Source organism: Amycolatopsis coloradensis, from assembly GCF_037997115.1.
GTDB classification, from domain to species: Bacteria; Actinomycetota; Actinomycetes; order Mycobacteriales; family Pseudonocardiaceae; genus Amycolatopsis; species Amycolatopsis coloradensis_A.
Window position 1 is genome coordinate 3,967,625 of sequence record NZ_CP150484.1, and the last position, 19,218, is coordinate 3,986,842.

The 19,218-nt window shown below is 67.6% G+C and carries 11 protein-coding genes and 1 pseudogene; 8 read left to right on the forward strand and 4 right to left on the reverse strand.

Features of this window, described 5'->3' with window-relative positions; all coding sequences use genetic code 11:
- Positions 1–381: 381 nt before the first annotated feature.
- The 3 genes from LCL61_RS18520 to LCL61_RS18530 form a co-directional block, all read right to left on the reverse strand.
- Positions 382–912, reverse strand: a complete 531-nt coding sequence (locus LCL61_RS18520; protein ID WP_340687984.1) for a hypothetical protein — start codon at positions 910–912, stop codon at positions 382–384.
- A 70-nt stretch (positions 913–982) separates the two neighbouring features.
- Positions 983–8,698: a type I polyketide synthase gene (locus LCL61_RS18525; RefSeq protein WP_340687985.1), complete on the reverse strand. Its 7,716-nt coding sequence runs from the start codon at positions 8,696–8,698 to the stop codon at positions 983–985.
- Positions 8,699–8,722: 24 nt separating this feature from the next.
- Positions 8,723–10,198 (reverse strand): long-chain fatty acid--CoA ligase, encoded by a 1,476-nt coding sequence (locus LCL61_RS18530; RefSeq protein WP_340687986.1) that lies wholly within the window; start codon positions 10,196–10,198, stop codon positions 8,723–8,725.
- A gap of 424 nt (positions 10,199–10,622) precedes the next feature.
- Between LCL61_RS18530 and LCL61_RS18535 the strand changes: the two genes are divergently transcribed.
- From LCL61_RS18535 to LCL61_RS18545, 3 genes are all read left to right on the forward strand, one after another.
- On the forward strand, positions 10,623–11,030 hold the full coding sequence (locus tag LCL61_RS18535; RefSeq protein WP_340687987.1) for a helix-turn-helix domain-containing protein: 408 nt from the start codon (positions 10,623–10,625) through the stop codon (positions 11,028–11,030).
- Between the two features lie 383 nt (positions 11,031–11,413).
- Positions 11,414–12,406, forward strand: a complete 993-nt coding sequence (locus LCL61_RS18540) for an Acg family FMN-binding oxidoreductase (RefSeq protein ID WP_340687988.1) — start codon at positions 11,414–11,416, stop codon at positions 12,404–12,406.
- Positions 12,407–12,457: 51 nt separating this feature from the next.
- Positions 12,458–13,366, forward strand: coding sequence for a universal stress protein (locus tag LCL61_RS18545; RefSeq protein WP_340687989.1), 909 nt, complete (start codon positions 12,458–12,460; stop codon positions 13,364–13,366).
- Positions 13,367–13,438: 72 nt separating this feature from the next.
- Here LCL61_RS18545 and LCL61_RS18550 read toward each other — a convergent pair whose 3' ends face one another.
- Positions 13,439–14,827 (reverse strand): wax ester/triacylglycerol synthase family O-acyltransferase, encoded by a 1,389-nt coding sequence (locus LCL61_RS18550; protein ID WP_340687990.1) that lies wholly within the window; start codon positions 14,825–14,827, stop codon positions 13,439–13,441.
- A 190-nt stretch (positions 14,828–15,017) separates the two neighbouring features.
- Here LCL61_RS18550 and LCL61_RS18555 point away from each other — a divergent pair, with 190 nt between their 5' ends.
- The 5 genes and pseudogenes from LCL61_RS18555 to LCL61_RS18575 form a co-directional block, all read left to right on the forward strand.
- Positions 15,018–15,536, forward strand: a complete 519-nt coding sequence (locus LCL61_RS18555) for a flavodoxin family protein (RefSeq protein ID WP_340687991.1) — start codon at positions 15,018–15,020, stop codon at positions 15,534–15,536.
- Between the two features lie 183 nt (positions 15,537–15,719).
- The gene (locus tag LCL61_RS18560; RefSeq protein ID WP_340687992.1) at positions 15,720–16,625 is read left to right on the forward strand and encodes a universal stress protein; all 906 of its coding nucleotides are present in this window, start codon (positions 15,720–15,722) and stop codon (positions 16,623–16,625) included.
- A gap of 27 nt (positions 16,626–16,652) precedes the next feature.
- Positions 16,653–17,258 carry a CBS domain-containing protein gene (locus tag LCL61_RS18565; protein ID WP_340687993.1) on the forward strand — a complete coding sequence of 202 codons (606 nt, stop codon included), beginning with the start codon at positions 16,653–16,655 and terminating at the stop codon, positions 17,256–17,258.
- Complete coding sequence (locus tag LCL61_RS18570; protein WP_340687994.1) at positions 17,255–18,154, forward strand: universal stress protein; 900 nt, start codon at positions 17,255–17,257, stop codon at positions 18,152–18,154. The genes LCL61_RS18565 and LCL61_RS18570 overlap by 4 nt, the downstream gene beginning before the upstream one ends.
- Positions 18,151–19,218 (forward strand): annotated as a pseudogene (locus LCL61_RS18575) (phosphoketolase); the annotation flags it as partial. The gene LCL61_RS18570 and the pseudogene LCL61_RS18575, both read left to right, overlap by 4 nt.

Below are 19,218 nucleotides of genomic sequence, written 5' to 3' on the forward strand. Positions count from 1 at the left end.
GGCAAGATCACGTTCCGGCTCGCGGAACCCCGCCGGCCGCAGGGGGACTTGCGCACCCAGCGACTTCGGACGCGCTCCATGACGACGGCGCTGGGGTCACCGTCCGACTGGCTCAGACTCGGCGCACGGCCCCGCGGTGTTCCGAGACATCGACCGCATTACCGCTGACTTCGGCGACCTGGTCGAGCACGATGCCCGGGATCACGCACGCGCCCGGGTCTATCCCGCGATCAGTGCGAATGGGGCAACCGACCTCGCACGCTGCTCGCTGTAGCGGGCACGGCCCTTCACCGATCAGCACGGATCCCGCGGCCATTCCGTCTGCTCCGAAGTGCTGACACGCGTACGTGAACGGCTGACGCACCACGTCGCGTAATGCGGTCAGGCAGTTGGAGAAATGAGTGATTGACGACCAAGGTCGAACAACTGCCGGTAAACGATTTCGTTCACCGCCGCGACCAGTTCGCCTGCGACCGTGAGCGTTGCAGCCACCCGCAGTACCTGCGGGCCGTTGGCGTCGACCGCCGAAGACGGGGTGACAGACTGGGTGTGCCGTCGCATTCCCTGACGGCTGAGTATCGAGCCGAGCGCCACCTTTTTCGAATCGAGGGCCTGTCGGGCGTCCCAACTCAGGCGGTGATCGACCACGACGGCACTTACCTCAGCCACCGGCCGTCGTGTACCCAGCGATCGGACTTCGAGGTATCCGCGCCGGAACAACACGGGGCTACCCACCGGAATACCCAGCTGCGAGGCATACTCCGCTGTTACGGGACGATACTCGTGGCGCAGTGACGAGTATTCGACTGGGGCCTGCAGCCAGCGGGCGATGGTCCCGGTGAAGGTGTCCGTATCGCGAAGCCAGGCGGCGAGGGTCCGCACCTTGCTATCGACATCGTTTTCGCATTGCACGAGTGGAACCTCTCTATTCTTCGACCGCGGACCACGGCTTCGTTCCACAGGTCGGCGATGACGAACCCGGTCACAATGTCGCGTCGAGCCATTCCCGGATCACCTGGCTGGTCCGACCTGATTCGGTCCCGACTATGGTGAAATGGTCGGATCGCACGGTCCGCACTGCGTGCGTCGGCTCACCGGGCTCAGCCAGCGAGCGGGACACGTCGCAGGTGTCGCCGGAGAACGGTTCGGTGGCCTGGACGAACAGCACCGGCGCGGCGACCGGGTCGAGCCGCAGTTCGGACATCACCGCGAGCCAGCGACCCATAGCGGAGAGCCGCTCGGCGGTGATCGCACCGAATGTCGGCTCGACCGAAAACATCCGACGCAGGACCTGGTCAAGGGGAACCGAAGGGTCGTCGAGCCGGAACGTGTCGATGAGAATCACCGCGGCGGGTTGGATCTGCCGTCTGGTCCGCAGGTAGTGGGCGGTGGCGTAGGCCAGTGCTCCGCCGGAGGAATGCCCCAGCAGTACGAACGGGTCACCCGCGCTCGCCCGCAGCACGCTTTCGGAGACCACCCGTACTGCGGCCTCGCCGGTGGCGGGCAACTTCTCGCCCGGCCCGAACCCGGGCAGGGAGATCGCCGATACGGGCATGACGCCCTGGAAGTGCGCGGCGAGCCGCGCGTGCTGGTGGACGCCTCCATCGGCCATCGGTGAGCTCAGGGTGATCAGCCGAAGGCCGGGCGGTCCATCGGCCAGAGTGGTCGGCTCAGGCAACGGTCCCACCTCGACGACCGAGTCGAAGGATGGGCGGAGATCCGCGACCGCGCGCATGAGGCCGAAGGCTTCGCCGACCCTTCCTGCCTCCGCCGCACTGCGGATCAAGGAACAGACCGAGTCCGCGTAGCGAGGTTCTGGTGCGGGCGGTGCGGTTTTCCCAACGCCCGACCGCTCGGCCATCGCACGGCACACCGTCGCGGCCAGCCCGATCGGGGTCCTGCTCTCGAATACGGCCATCGCGGGCAGCTTCAAACCGGTGACCTGGTTGAGTTTGTTACGTAGCTCCATCGCAGTGAGCGAGTCGAATCCGCTGTGCAGGAAGTCCCGGTTCGGATCCACCTCGGCCGGATCGCTGTAGCCCAGAACCGCGGCGGCATGAGATAGCACCAGGTTCTGGACGAGCCGCGTCCGCTCGACTTCGTCCAGCCCCGCGAGCTCCCCGCTCACCAAGTCCGCGGCGGTCGCAGTGGCCGCGACCGCTCTGGTCGCGGCGCTCAGCCGGGTGGGCGGCCGGACGATACCGTGCCATACCGGTCGCGCCGAACCGCGCCGGATCGCGGGCAGGTCCACGCGCATCGCCGCGAGCAGCGCGGGACCAGCGGTGACCGCGGCGTCGAAGAGGCGGAGTCCGTCCTCATCGGACAGTGCGTTGATGCCGGCGCGCGAAATCCGAGCGCGGTCCGTCGCGGTCATCGTGCCGGTCATGCCGGTATCGGGTTCCCACAGGCCCCATGCCACCGACACCGCCGGCAGGCCACGAGCCCTGCGGTGAGCGGCCAGCCCGTCCAGGTAGGCGTTGGCCGCTGCGTAGTTGCCCTGGCCGGGACCGCCGAGCAGACCGGCGATCGAGGAGAAGAACACGAACAGCTCCGGTGGGCGGTCGAGGGTGAGTTCGTGCAGATGCCACGCCGCATCGGCCTTGGCTCGAAGCACGTGGTCGAGACGGTCGACGGTCATCGAGCCGAGCACACCGTCGTCGAGCACCCCCGCTGCGTGCACCACTCCGGTCAGTGGGTGCTCGGGGGAGATCGCGGCCAGTACCTCGGCGAGGGAAGCGCGGTCGCCCACATCACAGGCGACGATGTCCACTGTCGCACCGCGACGGCTCAGCTCGTCGCGAAGCACGTCCGCACCGGGGGCGTCCGGTCCCCGGCGGGAAAGCAGCAGGAGACGACGCACCTCGTACCGCTCGACCAGGTGCGTGGCCAGTAGCCGGCCCAGCGTGCCGGTTCCACCGGTGATCACCACGGTGCCGTCGGGGTCCAGCGTCACCGGCCTGCTGTGCGCCGGTTGCCTGGCGAGCCTGGGTACCATGATCGAGCCGGAGCGGAGGGCGACTTCGGGTTCCCCCAAGGGGAGGATCGGCGGGAACGTCACCGGGTCATCTGTGTCGACCAGGACGAACAAGCCCGGATTCTCCTGCTGTGCCGAACGGACCAGACCCCATACCGCGGCCTGGACCGGATCGGTGTCCTCGTCCTTCCCGGTGGACACCGCGTGGCTGGTCAGAACCACCGATCGGGTCTCGGTGACCGCACCGTTCCGCATGGCCGTGACCACGTCGGCAAGGATGGTCCGCAGGTCCCGTTCCGCCCTCAGATCCAGCACGGCAAGGTCGGACGGCGAACACTGATCATGCCGCAAGGCGGTCCAGTCGATCCGGAACAGCGACTCCCGCGCCGCGTCCGCCCGGGAAAGACCATCCGCCAGCCGGCGAAGGACCAGAGATTCCACCTGCGCGACCGGAACACCCCGGTCGTCGGCGATGTCGATGGCGAAATCACCGGTCGCGTCGTCACCGGGTCGTAGCCGGACCCGAAGCGCCGTCGCCCCGGTGGCGAACAGGCTTACTCCTCGCCATGAGAACGGCAACAGCGGGCCACCGGAATGGTCGCCGAGCAACGCTGCCGGATGCAGCGCCCCGTCCAGCAGCGCCGGATGCAGCCGGAAGGCGGACGATTCGCCAAGCAGCCTCTCCGGCAGCTCGACCTGGGCGAACAGTTCGGAATCGCGCTGCCAGACCGCGCGCAGGCCGCGGAACATCGGCCCGTGCACCACGCCGGTGCCGGCAAGCGCGTCATAGATGGTGTCCGGATCCACCGCGTGGGCTCCCGGTGGTGGCCAAGCGGCGAGGGTTGATCCGGGTGAGGCCGTATCCGGTCCGAGCTCTCCGGTCGCGTGCTTCGTCCACGACTCGTGACCTTCGGCCCTGGAATGAATGGTGAACGCGAGGCGGCCGTCTTGTTCGTCGCCAACGCGAACCTGAAGCTGGACACCACCGTGGTCAGGCACCGCCAGTGGGGCCAGCACGATCAGCTCGTTCACTCGCCCGCGGCCGAACCGGTCACCGACTTGGAGCGCCAGTTCCAGCAGGGCCGCTCCCGGGATCACCACCGTGTCGTCCACGCGGTGATCACCCAGCCAGTCGAGCTCGGCCAGGCAGATCCGGCCGGTGAACACCGAACCGTCCTGCTCGGGGTCTTCGACGAGGGCCGAGACCAGCGGGTGGGTGATGCCCTCCTGACCGAGCCCGGCCGCACCCGCCCGCGTCGTGCGGCCACGCCAGAAACGACGTCTTTGGAAGGAGTAGGTGGGCAGGTCTGTGTGCTGTGCTCCGCTGCCGTCGAACAGACTTGCCCAGTCGACGGCCAAACCGCGCACGTAGCCTTGGGCCATCGAAGTCAGAAACCGGCGGGCACCGCCCTGGTCGCGTCGCAACGTTCCGACTGCTGATCCGGCCTCTCCCACCGTCTCCTGTATCGCCGGTAGGAGCACGGGATGCGGGCTTATCTCGATGAAGTGAGCGAATCCCGCGGACGCCAGGGTTTCCACGGTCGAGGCGAACCGCACCGGTCGACGCAGATTCTCGTACCAGTAGTCGACGCCGGCCTCCTGCCCGCGCATCGACCTGCCGGTAACCGTGGAGTACCAAGGAATGTCCGCGGGCTGCGGGTCGATACCGGACAGGTCTTCCAGCAGCCGGTCTCGGACGCACTCGACGTGTGCCGAGTGTGACGGAAAACTGGCCGGGACAACGCGGGCCCGGACACCTTCGGCCCGGTATTCCTCGGCCAGCTCGGTGATGGTGGTGGCATCCGCGACAAGGACCGCCGAAGACGGCCCGTTGTAGGCGGCGACGGTCACACCGGGCCGTCCCGAGATTCGTCGCTCGAGGTCCCTGGTCGACTCGACCGACAGCAACAGACCGGTACCGATCAGCGAGGAACACAGCGCGGCACGGTGCACGACTATCTGGACAGCGTCGCGCAACGAGAGCACGCCGGCGATGTGCGCGGCGGCGATCTCACCCTGGGAATGGCCCACGACTGCGTCGGGCATGACACCATGGGACTGCCACAGCCTGGCCAGCGAGACCATGATCGCGAACAGGACCGGCTGGACGACCTCGACGCGCCCCAGCGCGGACTCGTCCTGGATGACCTCGGTCAATGACCAATCGACAAACTCGTTCAGCGTTTTCTCGCACTCGCGCATGGCATCCGCGAACACTGGGGCGGAGCCGAGCAGTTCGAGCCCCATACCGACCCATTGCGCACCTTGGCCGGGAAAGATGAACACGGTCTGGCCAGGCAAGTCCGAGCGGCCGGTCACCGCCGCGCCGGGCTCGCCGAGAGCCAGTGCGGCCAGCTCGGCGCGATCGGCGTCGACGACCACGGCACGATGCTCCAGCCTTGCCCGTGTCGTAGCCAAGGAATACCCCGTGTCCATGGGGTCGGCGCCCGCGTCCAGGCCGGCGAGCAGCCGCGCCGCCTGATCTTTCAGAGCCGCCGACGTCGCCGCCGAGAGGATCAACGGCACTGCCGGCAGCGGTGTCCGCTCGACGGACGCATCACTCTCGACCGGTGCCTGCTCCAGGATGACGTGCGCGTTGGTGCCGCTGATCCCGAACGCCGAGACGCCGGCGCGCCGCGGCCGTCCGGTCGCGGGCCATGGCACCGGTTCGGTGACCAGGCGCACGGCTCCAGTGGTCCAGTCCACGTGTGGCGACGGTTGGTCGACATGCAGGGTCATCGGTACCGATCCATGGCGGATCGCCAGGATCGTCTTGATGACGCCGACGACACCGGCGGCGGCCTGGGTGTGACCGAGGTTCGACTTCACCGAACCCAACAGCAGTGGGTGGGTCCGGTCCTGTCCGTAGGTCGCCAGCACCGCCGTTGCTTCGATCGGGTCGCCGAGCTTCGTGCCCGTGCCGTGCGCCTCCACCATGTCCACATCGGACGGTGAGAGCCCGGCGTCGGCCAGCGCCCTGCGGATCACCTGTTGCTGCGCCAGACCGTTGGGTGCGGTCAAGCCGTTCGAGGTGCCGTCCTGATTGACGGCGCAGGCCTTGATGACGGCGAGTACTCGGTGACCGGCGCGACGTGCGTCCGAAAGACGTTCGAGGACGAGCATGCCGACGGCTTCGGACCACGCAGTACCGTCCGCCGATGAGGCGAAGGATTTGCACCGTCCATCGGCGGAAAGGGCCTGTTGCGCGGCGAACTCCACAAAGGTGGCCGGAGTCGACATGACCGTGGCGCCACCGACCAGCGCCAGCGAACACTCACCGTCGCGCAGTGAGCGCGCCGCGAGCTGGATGGCAACCAGCGAAGACGAACACGCGGTGTCGACGGTGAGCGACGGGCCCTGAAGCCCCAGCACGTAGGAGATCCTGCCGGACGCGACACTGCTCTGGTTGCCGGTCATCGCAGCGCCGTCGAAGTCCTGCGTCGTCTCGTTCGGGCGTCGCAGATAGTCCGAGGCCATCATGCCGACGAAGACCCCGGTGTCACCGTCGCGCAGGGAACGCGGATCGATCCGGGCATGTTCGAGCGCTTCCCAGGATGTTTCCAGCAAGAGCCGCTGTTGCGGGTCCATCGCCGCGGCCTCGCGTGGCGATATACCGAAGAACTCGGCGTCGAACCAGGTTGCGTCGGTCAGGAAGCCACCGCCGCGGGCGTACCCCGCGACCGCGCCGAGGTCCCAGCCACGGTCGGCGGGCAAGTCGCCGACAGCGTCCCCGCCTGTCGTGAGCAGGTCCCACAGCCCGGCCGGTGAGGTGATACCGCCTGGCAGCCTGCAACCCATACCCACGACGACGATCGGGTCCTCGTCGCTCGGTCGTGCCGGTCGCGGCGCGATGGCCCGGTCCGGACCGGGTCGGCCGGCGGCGACCAGGCTGATCAGATACTCAGCCAGCCGGCGGGGCGTCGGCAGGTCGAAGGCAACGGTCGTCGGCAGGTTGAGCCTGGTCGCGTCGACCAGTTCCGAACGCAGCCTGACCGCGGTCAGTGAACGTACGCCATAGTCGGTGAAGATCTGGTCCGGCCCGATCTGATCGGCGCGTCCGAGCACTGCGGCGACCCGCGTCCGCACTAGGTCCAACGCCGCGGTGAGCTGCTCCGCGGGGCTCAGCGCCAGAAGTCGCCGGGCCCACGTCGACGCCGCGGGCGAATCGCCGCTGCCGAGCATCGCGGCAAGCCGGCTCTTCGCGATTTTTCCGGTCGGTGTGCAGGGCATCTCCTCGACCACGATCAGCTCGGCGGGAATCTTGTACTCCGCCGTTCCCTTCGCGACCAGATGCTCGACGACCTCTCCGAGGGTGACCGACGCGTCGTCGCGGACCGTCGCGACCAAGCAGGGGTACTCGCCGAGCCGATCGTCTTGGCGGCCGACGACTCCGACCTGCCGCAAGCCCGGGAGATCCGCGAGCTGCGCCTCGACTTCCGTCGCACTGAACTTCACGCCGCCGACGTTGATCAGATCCGCGTCGCGACCACGGAAAGCGATCGTGCCGTCATCGTTCAGGCTGGCCCGGTCGCCGGTCCGCAGCCAGCCGTCGGCGGTGAACGCGGCGCGTGTCAGTTCCGGGTCCGCCAAATACTCCTTGAACAGAGATCGACCGCGAAACTGCAACTGACCGGTCTGTCCAATGCCACAATGGCCGCCATTGTCCCCGATGATCCGTACGTCACCGTCGGAGATGGGACGGCCGACGCTCCCGCTCGCGGTCTCCGGCGGATCGGCAGGCCGGGTGAACAGGCCGCCACCCAGTTCGGACATGCCCCAGTGAACGATCACCCGCGCCTTCATCAGGCGGCGCGTCTGCTCGACGAGGGTGGCGGGCACCGCCGCGCCACTGATCCGCACCTCTCGCAGCTTGCATTCGTTCGCGTGTCCGACAGTGTCCAGCCGCGACACGACATCCCGGATCTGGGTGGGCACCGCGAAGAGCACCGTCGGATCGGCGTGCCGCGTCAACTGCAAAAAGTCATCGGCGTCCCAGCTGGGCAGCAGCGCTTGCCTGCCTCTGGTGACCAGACTCAGGTGGACGGAGAGCAGGCCGAACAGGTGGGTGAGCGGGCTGGCGCTGATGATTTCGTCGGTACCCAGTGCCTGGCCGTCAGCGGCGGTCGTGGCGGCATTGGACAGAAGGCTGTCGTGGGTGTGCACGCAGATCTTCTGGCGTAGCGAGGTCGTCCCCGAAGAGGGCAACAAGACGAACGTGTCGTCCGGCGAAACGCGTACCGGCAGCGGTGCCGCACCCCGCCATTGTCGTTTCAGGTCGTCGAGCCGGCGCAAGTCGCCGAGTTCGCCGTCCGGCTCTCCTGAGATCAGCACCTGCCTGAGCGCCGGCGAGTTCTCGAGCAGCTGACGGCCGAGCTCGATGCCGGATCGCCCCCGGTTGTCGGCAGGGAGCACGATCGTGCCGGCGCCCGTGCGTTCGAGCAGCGAACGCAGTTCGGCCACCCCGAGGCCGAGGTGGAGCGGAAGCATCACCGCGCCGGCGGTGGCGATAGCGACGTGAAGAGTGAGGAATTCCCAGCAGTTGGGCAGGTGGACGGCGATCACGTCGCCCTGCTCGACTCCCGACTCCTGCAACCCTCGAGCCAGCGCGTTCGCCTCTGCATGCCATTCTGCCCAGGAACGGTAGCGTCCGTCTGCGAACACAGCAGGCTCGTCCCGCCCGGCATCAACGGATTCGGCGAACAACGAGGGAAGTGTGTAGCGCATGCTCACTCCTAAACGGGTTTTGTCCTAACCACGTCGATTCCGCATGCGTGCCGAACAAGTGGTGCGCTCGCCGGCGCCGTAGCGTCGGCGGACCTCGGACCTGGCTATCTTGCCCGACGCGGTGGTAGGCAAGGCATCGACGAACTGCACGTACTTCGGCACCTTGTACTTGGCCAGCCGGAGTCGCAACTGAGCAAGCACCTCGGCGTCGGTGATGCGGGCATCGGGATCGGCGACGACCAGCGCCTTACCGATTTCACCCCATTTATCATCCGCCACGCCGATTACGACACAGTCCGCAATGCCGTCCATGTCGCGTAACACGGCTTCGACCTCCGCGGGGTAGACGTTCTCGCCGCCGGAGATGATCACGTTCTTGGACCGGTCGACGATGAAGAAATAGCCATCTTCATCGACGACACCCACATCGCCGGTCCGAAACCATCCGTCCTCGAAGACTTCCTCCGTGGCATCGGGTTTCCCCCAGTAGCCCCGCATCACATTCGGACCACTGACCACTATCTCCCCTGGAACTCCACTGGGGGCCTCCAGTCGATCAGCGTCGACTACTCGGACATCAGTGAAGAACGAGGGCACACCCACAGATCCGGCCTTGGCGTGAAGATGCGCGCTGTCGAGCATCAGCACGCCGGCCGCCGTCTCGGTGAGGCCGTATCCCTGGGCGAAGTGCAGTCCACGGTCGAGATATCGGCGGAGCGTCGCCGACCGTATGGGCGCGCCACCGCACACCAGTCTCCGGACACTGGAAAGATCGGCGTCCGCCCAACGTGGCTGCCTCGCCATCATCTCGAACATCGTCGGCACACCGAACATCACCGTGATGCGTTCGCGCTCTATCAATTCGAGCACCGTGTCCGGGGCGAACGAGGGGACAAGGAAGGCTGCGCCCCCCTTTAGCAGAACCGGCAGGCATGTCATGCCCAGGGCGGCCGCGTGGAAGAGCGGCGCGACGATCAGCGCCCGCTCATCGCTCGCCACATCACTTTCAACGATGGCGTTGAAACAATTCCACGTGAGATTGCCGTGCGTCAGCATCACGCCCTTTGGCTTTCCTGTTGTGCCCGAGGTGTAGAGGATCAGGCACACGTCCTCCAGGCTTACGTGCTCGTCGGGAGGAAGGTCAGCGCGGCCGATGCCGTCGAGTTCGGTGCAGGCCAATGGTCGAACAGCACACCGTTTCCGGTCGAGTCCGGCGATCTTCTCGTCCATGCCTTCGCCGTAGATCACAATCTTGGCCGCACAGTCCACAAGAATCTCATCGAGTTCACCGACGGTGAGCCTGAAGTTCAGCGGAACGAACACGGCGCCGAGCACTCCGGCCGCGAACAGTACTTCGAGGTACGAGGGATGGTTCGGACCGAGATAGGCGACCCGGTCACCCCGGCCGATACCGAGTGCGCGCAGCCGGCCCGCCAGCGTGGTGACCCGCTCATCGAGCTCGGCAAACGTGGTGACTTGATCCTCATACCAGATCGCCACGTTCGCAGGACTCATTCGGGCTCGTCTGGCGGGCCAGGAACCTAGGCCTTGGTTTCGCACCGTTCCTCCCTGAGCCATGGTTGTTCCACCAGTGAAGCCCGCATTGCGGCCAGCTCAACGAATGTGTCACGCCGCCCGTCACTAAGTCGGCACTGATGAGAAACTGGCTGCGCGACGCCGATTCAATCAGACGAAACCGCTTCAAACCTCGCTCCAATCAAGGGCTGCCCGAGTTCACCCTGAGGTCTTTCCACTTTCAGCCAATCCACACTCGCAGTATTGACTATTCGCTCTAGAAGTGCTATAAGGCGACGATCTCTCAGGGTGTTCTTGCCTAGTGCCTCATCAAGGAACATTGACGTCATAACCGTGTCATGTGGACATCCGGGCTGGTGATCGTGAGGCTTGCCGGTGGTGGTGAGCCATGGCACGTAAGTCCGAGGTGTTCGCGCCGCCGTTGGAGCCGGAGGAAGCGCAGCGGCTGGTCATGATCACGACGTCGGCGCGGGATCGGGTGTGGCCGCGACGATCCGGGACCGTGCCGGCCTCGTCGCGAGGCCGGTCCGCGGGTGAGATCGCGGCGATGTTCGCGGCGTTGTCCCCAAAATGGAGGGGCGGCCGAGCTCGTAAGGTCGGGCCGGCCGCCCGTGACCAGATCTGCCGCATCGCCGCCTGCAAGCCCGCCGAGCCGGGGTTGCCGTTCACGGCCTGGAGCCTGACCAAACTGGTCGGCTACCTCGCCGAGCACTTGGTCGGTCTTGTAGTGGACTTTGATCGTGAGCTGCGTCAGGTCGAGCAGGCGGTGAAGCAGGTAGGGCAGGGCGTCCAGTAGGTTCGCTTGGTCCAGGTTCGATGTGCCTGGGGTGTCGGCATCGTCGGTGATCTTGCGCGGGCGATCCCGCTCCGCTCGAATCTCTACGGGGCGCGAACGACCTGAAGCTGTCACCGTGCGGTCGTCACGGAACGGCCGACGGGGCGGCGCCGGACGTCCGCTCATCGGCATAGACAGATGTTCTGCGTGTCGGTGCTCGACGAAGGAACGTCCCCNCTGCGTGGTACCGGCCGCGAATTCGACCGTACTCGTCCGTTCCGTCCGGCGCAGCCGTGGCCTGTCGCGGGGTATTTGGTCCTGGTGAGCGGAGTCCTCCGGATCTGCTGCCGGTGCGGCGTGGTGGCGCATCGTGGAAGTACGTGAAGGGGTAGGGGAGGACTGACATGGTCGGACGAAGGCCGGCGGAGCGCTGGTCGCCCGCGGAGCTGGAGGTAGTGGCGGGCGCGGTGCTGCGCGCGCCGTCGGTGCACAACATCCAGCCGTGGCGGCTGGACTTCGAGGAAGGCCTGCTCGTCCTGGTCGAGCGCCGGGATCTGGAGCTTCCCGAGCACGATCCGTATGGCCGTGACCGCCTCGTGTCGTGTGGTGCCGCGCTGGCCAATCTGGAACTGGCCATCCGGGTGCTCGGCCATCGGACGTGCACCGCGGTGTTCCCTGATCCGGGCCGGCCCGAAGTGGTGGCCGCCGTCGAACCGGACGGGCCGTTGCCCCCTTCGGTCGCGGAGGTGAACCGCTACTCGGCGATCAAGCGGCGGCACAGTCATCGCCGTCGTTTTTCGGGGCGGTCGCTGACCAGGCATCAGGTCGTGGAGCTGCGCGACGGTGCGGCGGCCGAGGGTGTCCAGGCCAGGCCGGTCCTGGACGAGATCGAGCTGACCATGGTCGCGGACCGGCTCGAGTTCGCCGCCGAGGCCTACCGGCACGACCGCGGCTATCAGCGGGAGCTGGCTTTGTGGACGGTCCGTGACGAGGGCCGGCGCAGCGGTGTCGGCCTGGCCGCGAGTGTGCGGTCGGCGGGTTCGTTGCCGTGGGCGGGGCTGGTGCGTGAGTCGACGGCGCTGCCTGATCGTGAGGTTCTCCAGCGCAGGCTGGCCGAGGAGACGTTGCTGGCGTTCGTCACACCAGGTGACACCCGGCACGATCATCTTCGGGCCGGGCGGGCGTTGCAGCTGACCTGGCTCGACGCGGTCCACCAGGGACTCGTCGGGTCGGTTCTGACACAGCCTCTGCATTTGCCCGAGGTGCGTGCCGCCCTGACCGAGGATCTGGAGCTGCCCGGTTCCCTCCAGGTGCTCATGCGATTCGGCTATCCCTCGAGTGCCGTCCCGCATTCCCCGCGACGCTCGATCGACGAACTGCTCGGCACCGGGTTTTGAACAGGCATCGCTTCGACCACCCCTACCGTCCCTCACCAAGGAGAGAAACTCATGAGCGAATTCCCCGGCAAGGCCGTGATCGCCGGCGTCGACGGAATGACGTCCTCGCTGACGGCGGTGCGCTGGGCTGCCGCGGAGGCCCGTCGTCGCCGTGTCGAGCTGCGGCTGGTCCACGCGTTCGACAAGGACTCACTGGAGTATCCGCAACCGTTGCCGACGCGCGAGGAACTCGCGGACATGGCGCGGATCCGGGGACAGCGTCTGCTCCGGAAGGCCCGAGAGATCGCCAGGGAGGCCGCCCCCTCCGTGGAGACTCAGCTGATCCTCCGTTACGAGAAGCCGGCACAGGCGCTGCTGACGATGTCGGAGGATGCCGGTCTGCTGGTGCTGGGCCCGGAAGAGATCCGCCCGCTCGGCCGGATGCTGGTCGGCTCGGTGTCGATCGGGCTCGCGGCGCACGCGAAGTGCCCGATCGCGGTGGTGCGCCCTCATGCAGCCGAGGAAGAGGCTCCCACGGAGGGTGCGGTCGTCGTCGGTATCGACGGCACCCGGACCAGTGAAGCCGCGCTGGCGCTGGCCTTCGAGGAGGCATCGTGGCGGCGGGCGCCGCTGGTCGCCGTCCATACCTGGGACGACGCCTTCCTTTCGGCACTGTTCGAGGAAGCGCGATGGACGCTCGACGCGCGCGAAATCGAAGAACGGGAGAGCGAGGTGCTGGCCGAGCGGCTCGCGGGCTGGCAGGAGAAATACCCGGACGTCGCCGTGGACCGGGTGGTCGTCCGCGGCCGTCCCGCCGATGAACTGCTGCGTCACGCTGACCGCGCGCAGCTACTGGTCGTCGGTAGCCGGGGCCGGGGCGGAGTGGCCGGGATGCTGCTCGGTTCGACCAGCCAGCACGTGCTGTCGTACGCGCTGTGCCCGGTGATCGTCGCCCGTTCGCAGGGGGAGGGAAAACCTTGATCGGCTTCGGCGCGGATCGGCGTCGATAGTCCACAAAGGAGGGTTGGGGGCCGTGGCCACTCACCAATCCTGTCACACCGGCGATTTGCGCGCGGTGGGCCGCGCGAGGTTGTGCAGGGCGACGAGGTCGCGTTCGATGGCCTTGGAGAAGAACCCTGAGTCCGGCGAGCTGTCGAAGTCGAGCGTCACACCGAAGGTGACCTCGTCGCCGTAGGACAGGACGGCGATTCCGGTCCGCAGGCGCAACGCGATCGGAACGTACGGATAGAGGCCTAGCACCTCGCGTCCGAGCAGGTGCAGCGATTCCCGGGGGCCGGGAACGTTCGTGGTGACCGTGACGACGTTGTGCTGGGGTAGTCCGGCCGCCAACCGGATTGCCCACGAGATCGGCGCGAAGGGAACGTGCAGTCCCGCGCCGGTCAGTTCGGCTCCCGTTTCGACTTCCTTGCTGTTCTTCAGCTCGGCCAGTCGCCGGTGGACTTCGGCGAGCCTGTCCACCGGGTCTTCGATGTCCACCGGCAGCAGTGGCAGCATCAGGGAGATCTGGTTGTCCACGGTCCCGAAGTCCCGGCGCACCGAGACCGGGACCAGGGTGCGCACCGAATCCGGACGTGGCTCTTCACCGCGCCTCAACAGGAGTGCGCGAAAGGCGGCGGTGATCGACGCGAGGACGACGTCGTTCACGGTCGTGTCGAAGACTTCGCTGATCTCGTGGATTTCACGGAGCGACGTGTGTGCCAGTTCGTAACGACGGTCCGGGCCGATCGGACCGGAGAGCGAGGACGGCGCGGCCGGAACCAGAGCGGAAGCGAGTGCCCCCAAGCCCTTCGCGGCGTCGGCGATCCGGCGCACCGTGAGACCCGGCGAGCGCACCAAACGAGTGAGCGCGGCCGTTTGCTCGAGGGGGATGGCGGCGAGCTTGCGTGCGGCTCCCCACAGCAGCGCGATCGATCCGGGATTCTCGGCCTGTTCCGCGTCCGGAGTCGTCACTGCCTGGGCGTCGAAGAGCGCGCTGAGCAGCCGCGTGCCGCTGATCCCGTCGGCGAGGCAGTGGTGCAGTTTCGACAACACCGCCCACCGGCCGTCTTCGAGTCCTTCGATGACCCAGAACTCCCACAACGGGTGATCGCGATCGAGTCGTTCCGCCATGAGCAGGGCGACGAGGTCACAGAGCGCGTTCTCATCGCCCGGTGCGGGAACGGACACCCGGTGGAAATGCCGTCGTGCGTCGAATCGGTCGTCATCGACCCATACGGGGGCGTCCAGGTCGAGCGGGAGCCGGTGGACCTTCTTCCGGTACCGGGGGATCCTCGGCAGCCGAGCGGTGATCGCGTCGATGAATTCGTCCCGGGCAGGAGCGGTGCCTTCGAGCACGGCGATCGACGCGATCGACAGCGTGGAGTTCGGATCACCGTCCTCGAGTTCGAGAAAAGCGGCGTCCAGCGGGCTGAGCCGGTCCATGCCCTGGCTCCTTCGGTCCATGTAGGTGGGGTCTTTTCATGGTCGTCTCGCGTGGATCGCCGAAGCAGAGCCAGAGGGCCCGGGCCGTGGGGCCCTTCGTGCCTGTTCCCCGTGGCAGGAAGACCGGATCGTCAAGTTGTCCGGACCACGCGAGTGGCGACGAACCGGCCACGACACAAGGAGCTCATTGATGCACGTGATGGTGGTGTTCGAATCGATGTTCGGGAACACCGAACAGGTGGCGAGAGCGGTGGCCGAAGGGCTGGCGGCCTTCGCCTCGGTGGAGGTCGCGAACGTCGACGAGGCACGTGGCTACGAGGATGCGGATCTGCTCGTGGTCGGCGGTCCGACGCACGCACACGGCATGTCCCGTGCCGGCACCCGGAGCGAAGCCGCCCGTGAGACGGATGGCGCGGTCCGGTCGCACACCGGACTGCGGGACTGGATCGGTGCCCTGGACCACGCGCCGGAGCGCATGCCGTTGGCGGCCTTCGACACCCGGTTGGCGAAACCGCGCTGGCTCACCGGCTCCGCGGCGGTATCGGCGGAACGGCGGCTTCGGGCCCTCGGCTTCGTCCCGGCCGTGCCGCCGGAGAGTTTCCTCGTCGAGACGGACGGGCCGCGCACGGTCTTGAGGGACGGTGAGCGGGAGCGGGCACGGTCGTGGGGCGCCGCGTTGGGAAGGCGCTTCGCCACTTCGGTGCTCTGACCTGCGCGCACTTGATCGAAATAGGGCCTTTCGGTCCTGTGTACCGGATCGGTCGGCCGGGTATCCGCGACCGAGGGCACGGGTCCTCGGGACCTCGGGCTCTGCGATTCGGGTGGCGGTCCGGGCGAAGCTGGAGCAGAACCGAATCGCCGACGATCGGCCGTGCGAACCCAAGGAGTGATCATGCGACTGCCCGCTGAAGGAGCCATCGTGGCCGGGATCGACGGGTCGGGGTCGGCCCGGACGGCGGCGATGTGGGCCGCGGGTGAAGCCCGCCTGCGCGGATTGCCCTTGCGGCTCGTGCATGTGTACACGGTTCCGGCGACGAACACTCCCGGCGTGTCCCTCCCTCGCGAAGCGGTTCGCGCGGGTTTCGAGAGCCGAGGCCTCGAATGGCTCGCCGAAGCACGAAAAGAGGTGCTCGACCGCTATCCCGGCCTGACCGTCGAGAGCGCGGCCCGAGAATGGATCGCGGTGCCCGCGCTGGTCCAGGAATCCCTGAGCGCGACGATGGTGGTGCTGGGTTCGCGTGGGCTCGGCGGGTTCACCGGGATGCTGGTCGGTTCGACCGCCGTCGCGCTCGCGCACCACGGACACTGCCCGATCGTCGTCGCCAGGGGCAAGCAGCCGGACGGCGCGGTCCCGGAGGATGGGCCGGTCGTCGTGGGCACGGACGGCTCGCCTTCCAGCGCGGCGGCGCTCGCGTTCGCGTTCGACGAGGCACAGCAGCGGAAGGCGGCGCTCATCGTCGTCCGGACCTGGTCGGAGATGTTCGACCACGGGACGGTCCGCCCGCACTTCCTCGACGTCGATCCGGCCGAAATCGAGGCCGCCGAGCGCACGGAAGCCGAAGCGCAGATCGCTCCTTGGCGGGAGAAGTACCCGGACGTCGCGGTGGAACTCTTCGTGCGTAAGGGGCGACCGGTGCGGACCCTGCTCGAGTTCGGTGTCAAGGCGAGTCTGCTCGTGGTCGGCAGCCGGGGGCGCGGCGGATTCCAGGGCATGTTGCTCGGTTCGACCAGCCAGGCGCTGGTGGCGCATGCGGAATGCCCGGTCGCCGTCATCCGTCCCGCGTCCCCGGCGGAATGACCGCGTACCCCCTGTTCAGGAGACGAAATGCGAGCACGAGACCTGATGACGAGGCCGGTCCTCACCGTCACCCCGGAGACGACCGCCAAGCACGCTGCCGCGGTGCTGGCCGAGCACGGCTTCACCGCCTTGCCGGTGGTGGACGACGACGACCGCCTGATCGGCATCGTGACCGAGGCGGATCTGATCCGCGACCGGTTCCCCCACGACATCCGCTCCGGCGGTGGCTCCGGTGCCCGGACGGCACCGGGCACCACGGTGCGCGAGGTGATGACCTCGCCCGCCACCGGAATGGGTGCCGGCGCCGACCTGGCCGAAGTAGGCAAGGCGCTGCTCGACGGGAAGATCCGCGCGATGCCGATCGTGGACGGTGCACGGGTGATCGGCATCCTCACCCGCGGCGACTTCGTCCGCGCCTTCGCCCGCGACGACACGGCGATCGCCGCGGATGTCCGGCGCCACCTCTCCGTTTACGGCGGCTCGGGCCGCTGGACCGTCGAAGTGACCGACGGCGTCTGCCGTATCGGCGACGCCTATGACGACGACTCCGACCGGCACGTGGCCAAGGTCATCGCCGAAGCGATTCCCGGTGTCGTGGAAGCCGAAGTGACTTATCAGGAGGAAGACCGATGAACACCGCGGAAAACAGGATCGTCGTCGGAACCGACGGGGCCGAGCCGGGACGGGCGGCGGTCCGGTGGGCTGCCGCCGTCGCCGCCGAGCGGGGCTTGGGGCTGCTGATCGTGCACGCTCTCCACAGTGAGCAGCTGGCCTATGGCGCCGGGCTCGCCGGCCCCGTTCCGTGGCTGGACGATCTCGCAGCCGCAGGGCGCAGGGTGCTGGACGAGGCCGTGGCGGACGCCGAAACGGTCGCTCCCGGTGTCCCGGTGGACACCGCGATGCCCACCGACTCGCCGACGCCGTACTTGCGCGACGCGTCGAAGTCGGCGGCGATGGTGGTGGTCGGCGCTTCGGGGAAGGGCTTCTTCGCCGGCATGGCGATCGGTTCGACGGCGTCGGCCGTCATCGCCCACTCTCATTGTCCGGCGGTGGTGCTCCGAGGGCGGAAGGGCACCACGAACTATCCCGACAGCGGACCGGTGGTCGTCGGAGTCGACGGAAGCCCGTTGAGCGAGCAGGCGCTGGAGACCGCGTTCGACGAGGCGTCGCGGCGTGAAGCGCCGCTGGTGGCCGTGCACGCGTGGTCGGATGTCACCTACGACGACGTGTACGGCATGGCGCGGCTCGTCACGCAATGGGAGAGCATCGAGGACGACGAACGCCGTCTGCTCGCGGAACGGCTGGCGGGCTGGCAGGAGAAGTATCCGAACGTCGCCGTGGAGCGGGTACTCGTCCGTGATCGGCCCCGCCACACCTTGCTGGAGTGGAGCGCCAAGGCGCAGCTCGTGGTCATCGGCAGCCGCGGCCGTGGTGGCTTCACCGGGCAACTGCTCGGCTCGGTCAGCCAGGCGCTCACCCGCCACGCCGAATGCCCCGTGATGGTGGTCCGGCCGAGGAAGACCCGATGACCGCGCTCGGCGCCCCGGCCGCCCCATCCGTGCTCACCCCGGCGGAACTGTCCCAAGTGGACGCCCAGTGGAGGGCGGCGAACTACCTCGCCGCCTGTCAGATCTACCTGATGGACAACCCCTGCTGACCGAGCCGTTGAAACCGTAACACGTGAAGCCCCGGCTTCTCGGCCACTGGGGGACTTCGCCAGGGTTGAACTTCCTGTACGCACACCTGCGTTGTACGCGCACACGTGGCTGGAAGGCAGTTACTCGGAGGCGTGGCCGTCGGTCACCTACGACGAGGCCGGTCTCCGCAAGCTGTTCCGGCAGTTCTTCTTTCCCAGCGGCGTTCCCAGCCACGTCACACCGGAGGTGCCCGGATCCATCCACGAAGGCGGCGAGCTCGGCTACTCCCTCGCGCACGCGTACGGCGCGGCGTTCGACAACCCGCATCTCGTCGTCGCCTGCGTGGTCGGTGACGGCGAGGCGGAAACCGGTCCCTTGGCCGCAACCCGGCGCGCGACGGAGCGGTGCTGCCGATCCTGCACCTGAACGGCTACAAGATCGCCAATCCGACCGTGCTGTCCCGGATCACGCAGGCGGAACTCGACGAGCTGCTGCGTGGCCACGGATTCGCCCCGCGCTACGTCGAAGGTGCCGATCCGGCGCTCATGCACCAGGCCATGGCCGCGGCGCTGGACGGGGCGCTCGACGAGATCGAGGGCATCCAGGTCCGGGCGCGAGCCTCCGGCCGGGCGCCGGAGCGACCGCGCTGGCCGATGATCGTCCTGTGCAGCCCCAAGGGCTGAACCGGACCGTCCTTTGTGGACGACAAGCCGGTCGAAGGCACCTGGCGTTCGCACCAGGTCCCGGTCGCCAATGCCCGCGGGAATCCGGACCATCTGCGGCAGCTGGAGGACTGGCTTCGCTCCTACCGTCCGGGAACCCTCTTCGACGAGGATGGGCGGCCCTCGCCCGAGGTCACCGCGCTGATCCCGCGCGGCGAACGCCGGATGGGAAGTGCTGTCGGAGCACCTGTGCCAAGGTTGGCTGGAGGGGCGATGGTCACGGCGTTCGCCTTG

What these genes read in the sequence shown, in the direction of transcription:
- LCL61_RS18545 (WP_340687989.1), top strand. Translation starts at nt 12,458, where the DNA reads ATGAGCGAATTCCCCGGCAAGGCCGTGATCGCCGGCGTCGACGGAATG.
- LCL61_RS18555 (WP_340687991.1), top strand. Translation starts at nt 15,018, where the DNA reads ATGCACGTGATGGTGGTGTTCGAATCGATGTTCGGGAACACCGAACAG.
- LCL61_RS18535 (WP_340687987.1), top strand. Translation starts at nt 10,623, where the DNA reads ATGGCACGTAAGTCCGAGGTGTTCGCGCCGCCGTTGGAGCCGGAGGAA.
- LCL61_RS18560 (WP_340687992.1), top strand. Translation starts at nt 15,720, where the DNA reads ATGCGACTGCCCGCTGAAGGAGCCATCGTGGCCGGGATCGACGGGTCG.
- LCL61_RS18565 (WP_340687993.1), top strand. Translation starts at nt 16,653, where the DNA reads ATGCGAGCACGAGACCTGATGACGAGGCCGGTCCTCACCGTCACCCCG.
- LCL61_RS18570 (WP_340687994.1), top strand. Translation starts at nt 17,255, where the DNA reads ATGAACACCGCGGAAAACAGGATCGTCGTCGGAACCGACGGGGCCGAG.
- LCL61_RS18550 (WP_340687990.1), bottom strand. Translation starts at nt 14,827, where the DNA reads ATGGACCGGCTCAGCCCGCTGGACGCCGCTTTTCTCGAACTCGAGGAC.
- LCL61_RS18540 (WP_340687988.1), top strand. Translation starts at nt 11,414, where the DNA reads ATGGTCGGACGAAGGCCGGCGGAGCGCTGGTCGCCCGCGGAGCTGGAG.
- LCL61_RS18525 (WP_340687985.1), bottom strand. Translation starts at nt 8,698, where the DNA reads ATGCGCTACACACTTCCCTCGTTGTTCGCCGAATCCGTTGATGCCGGG.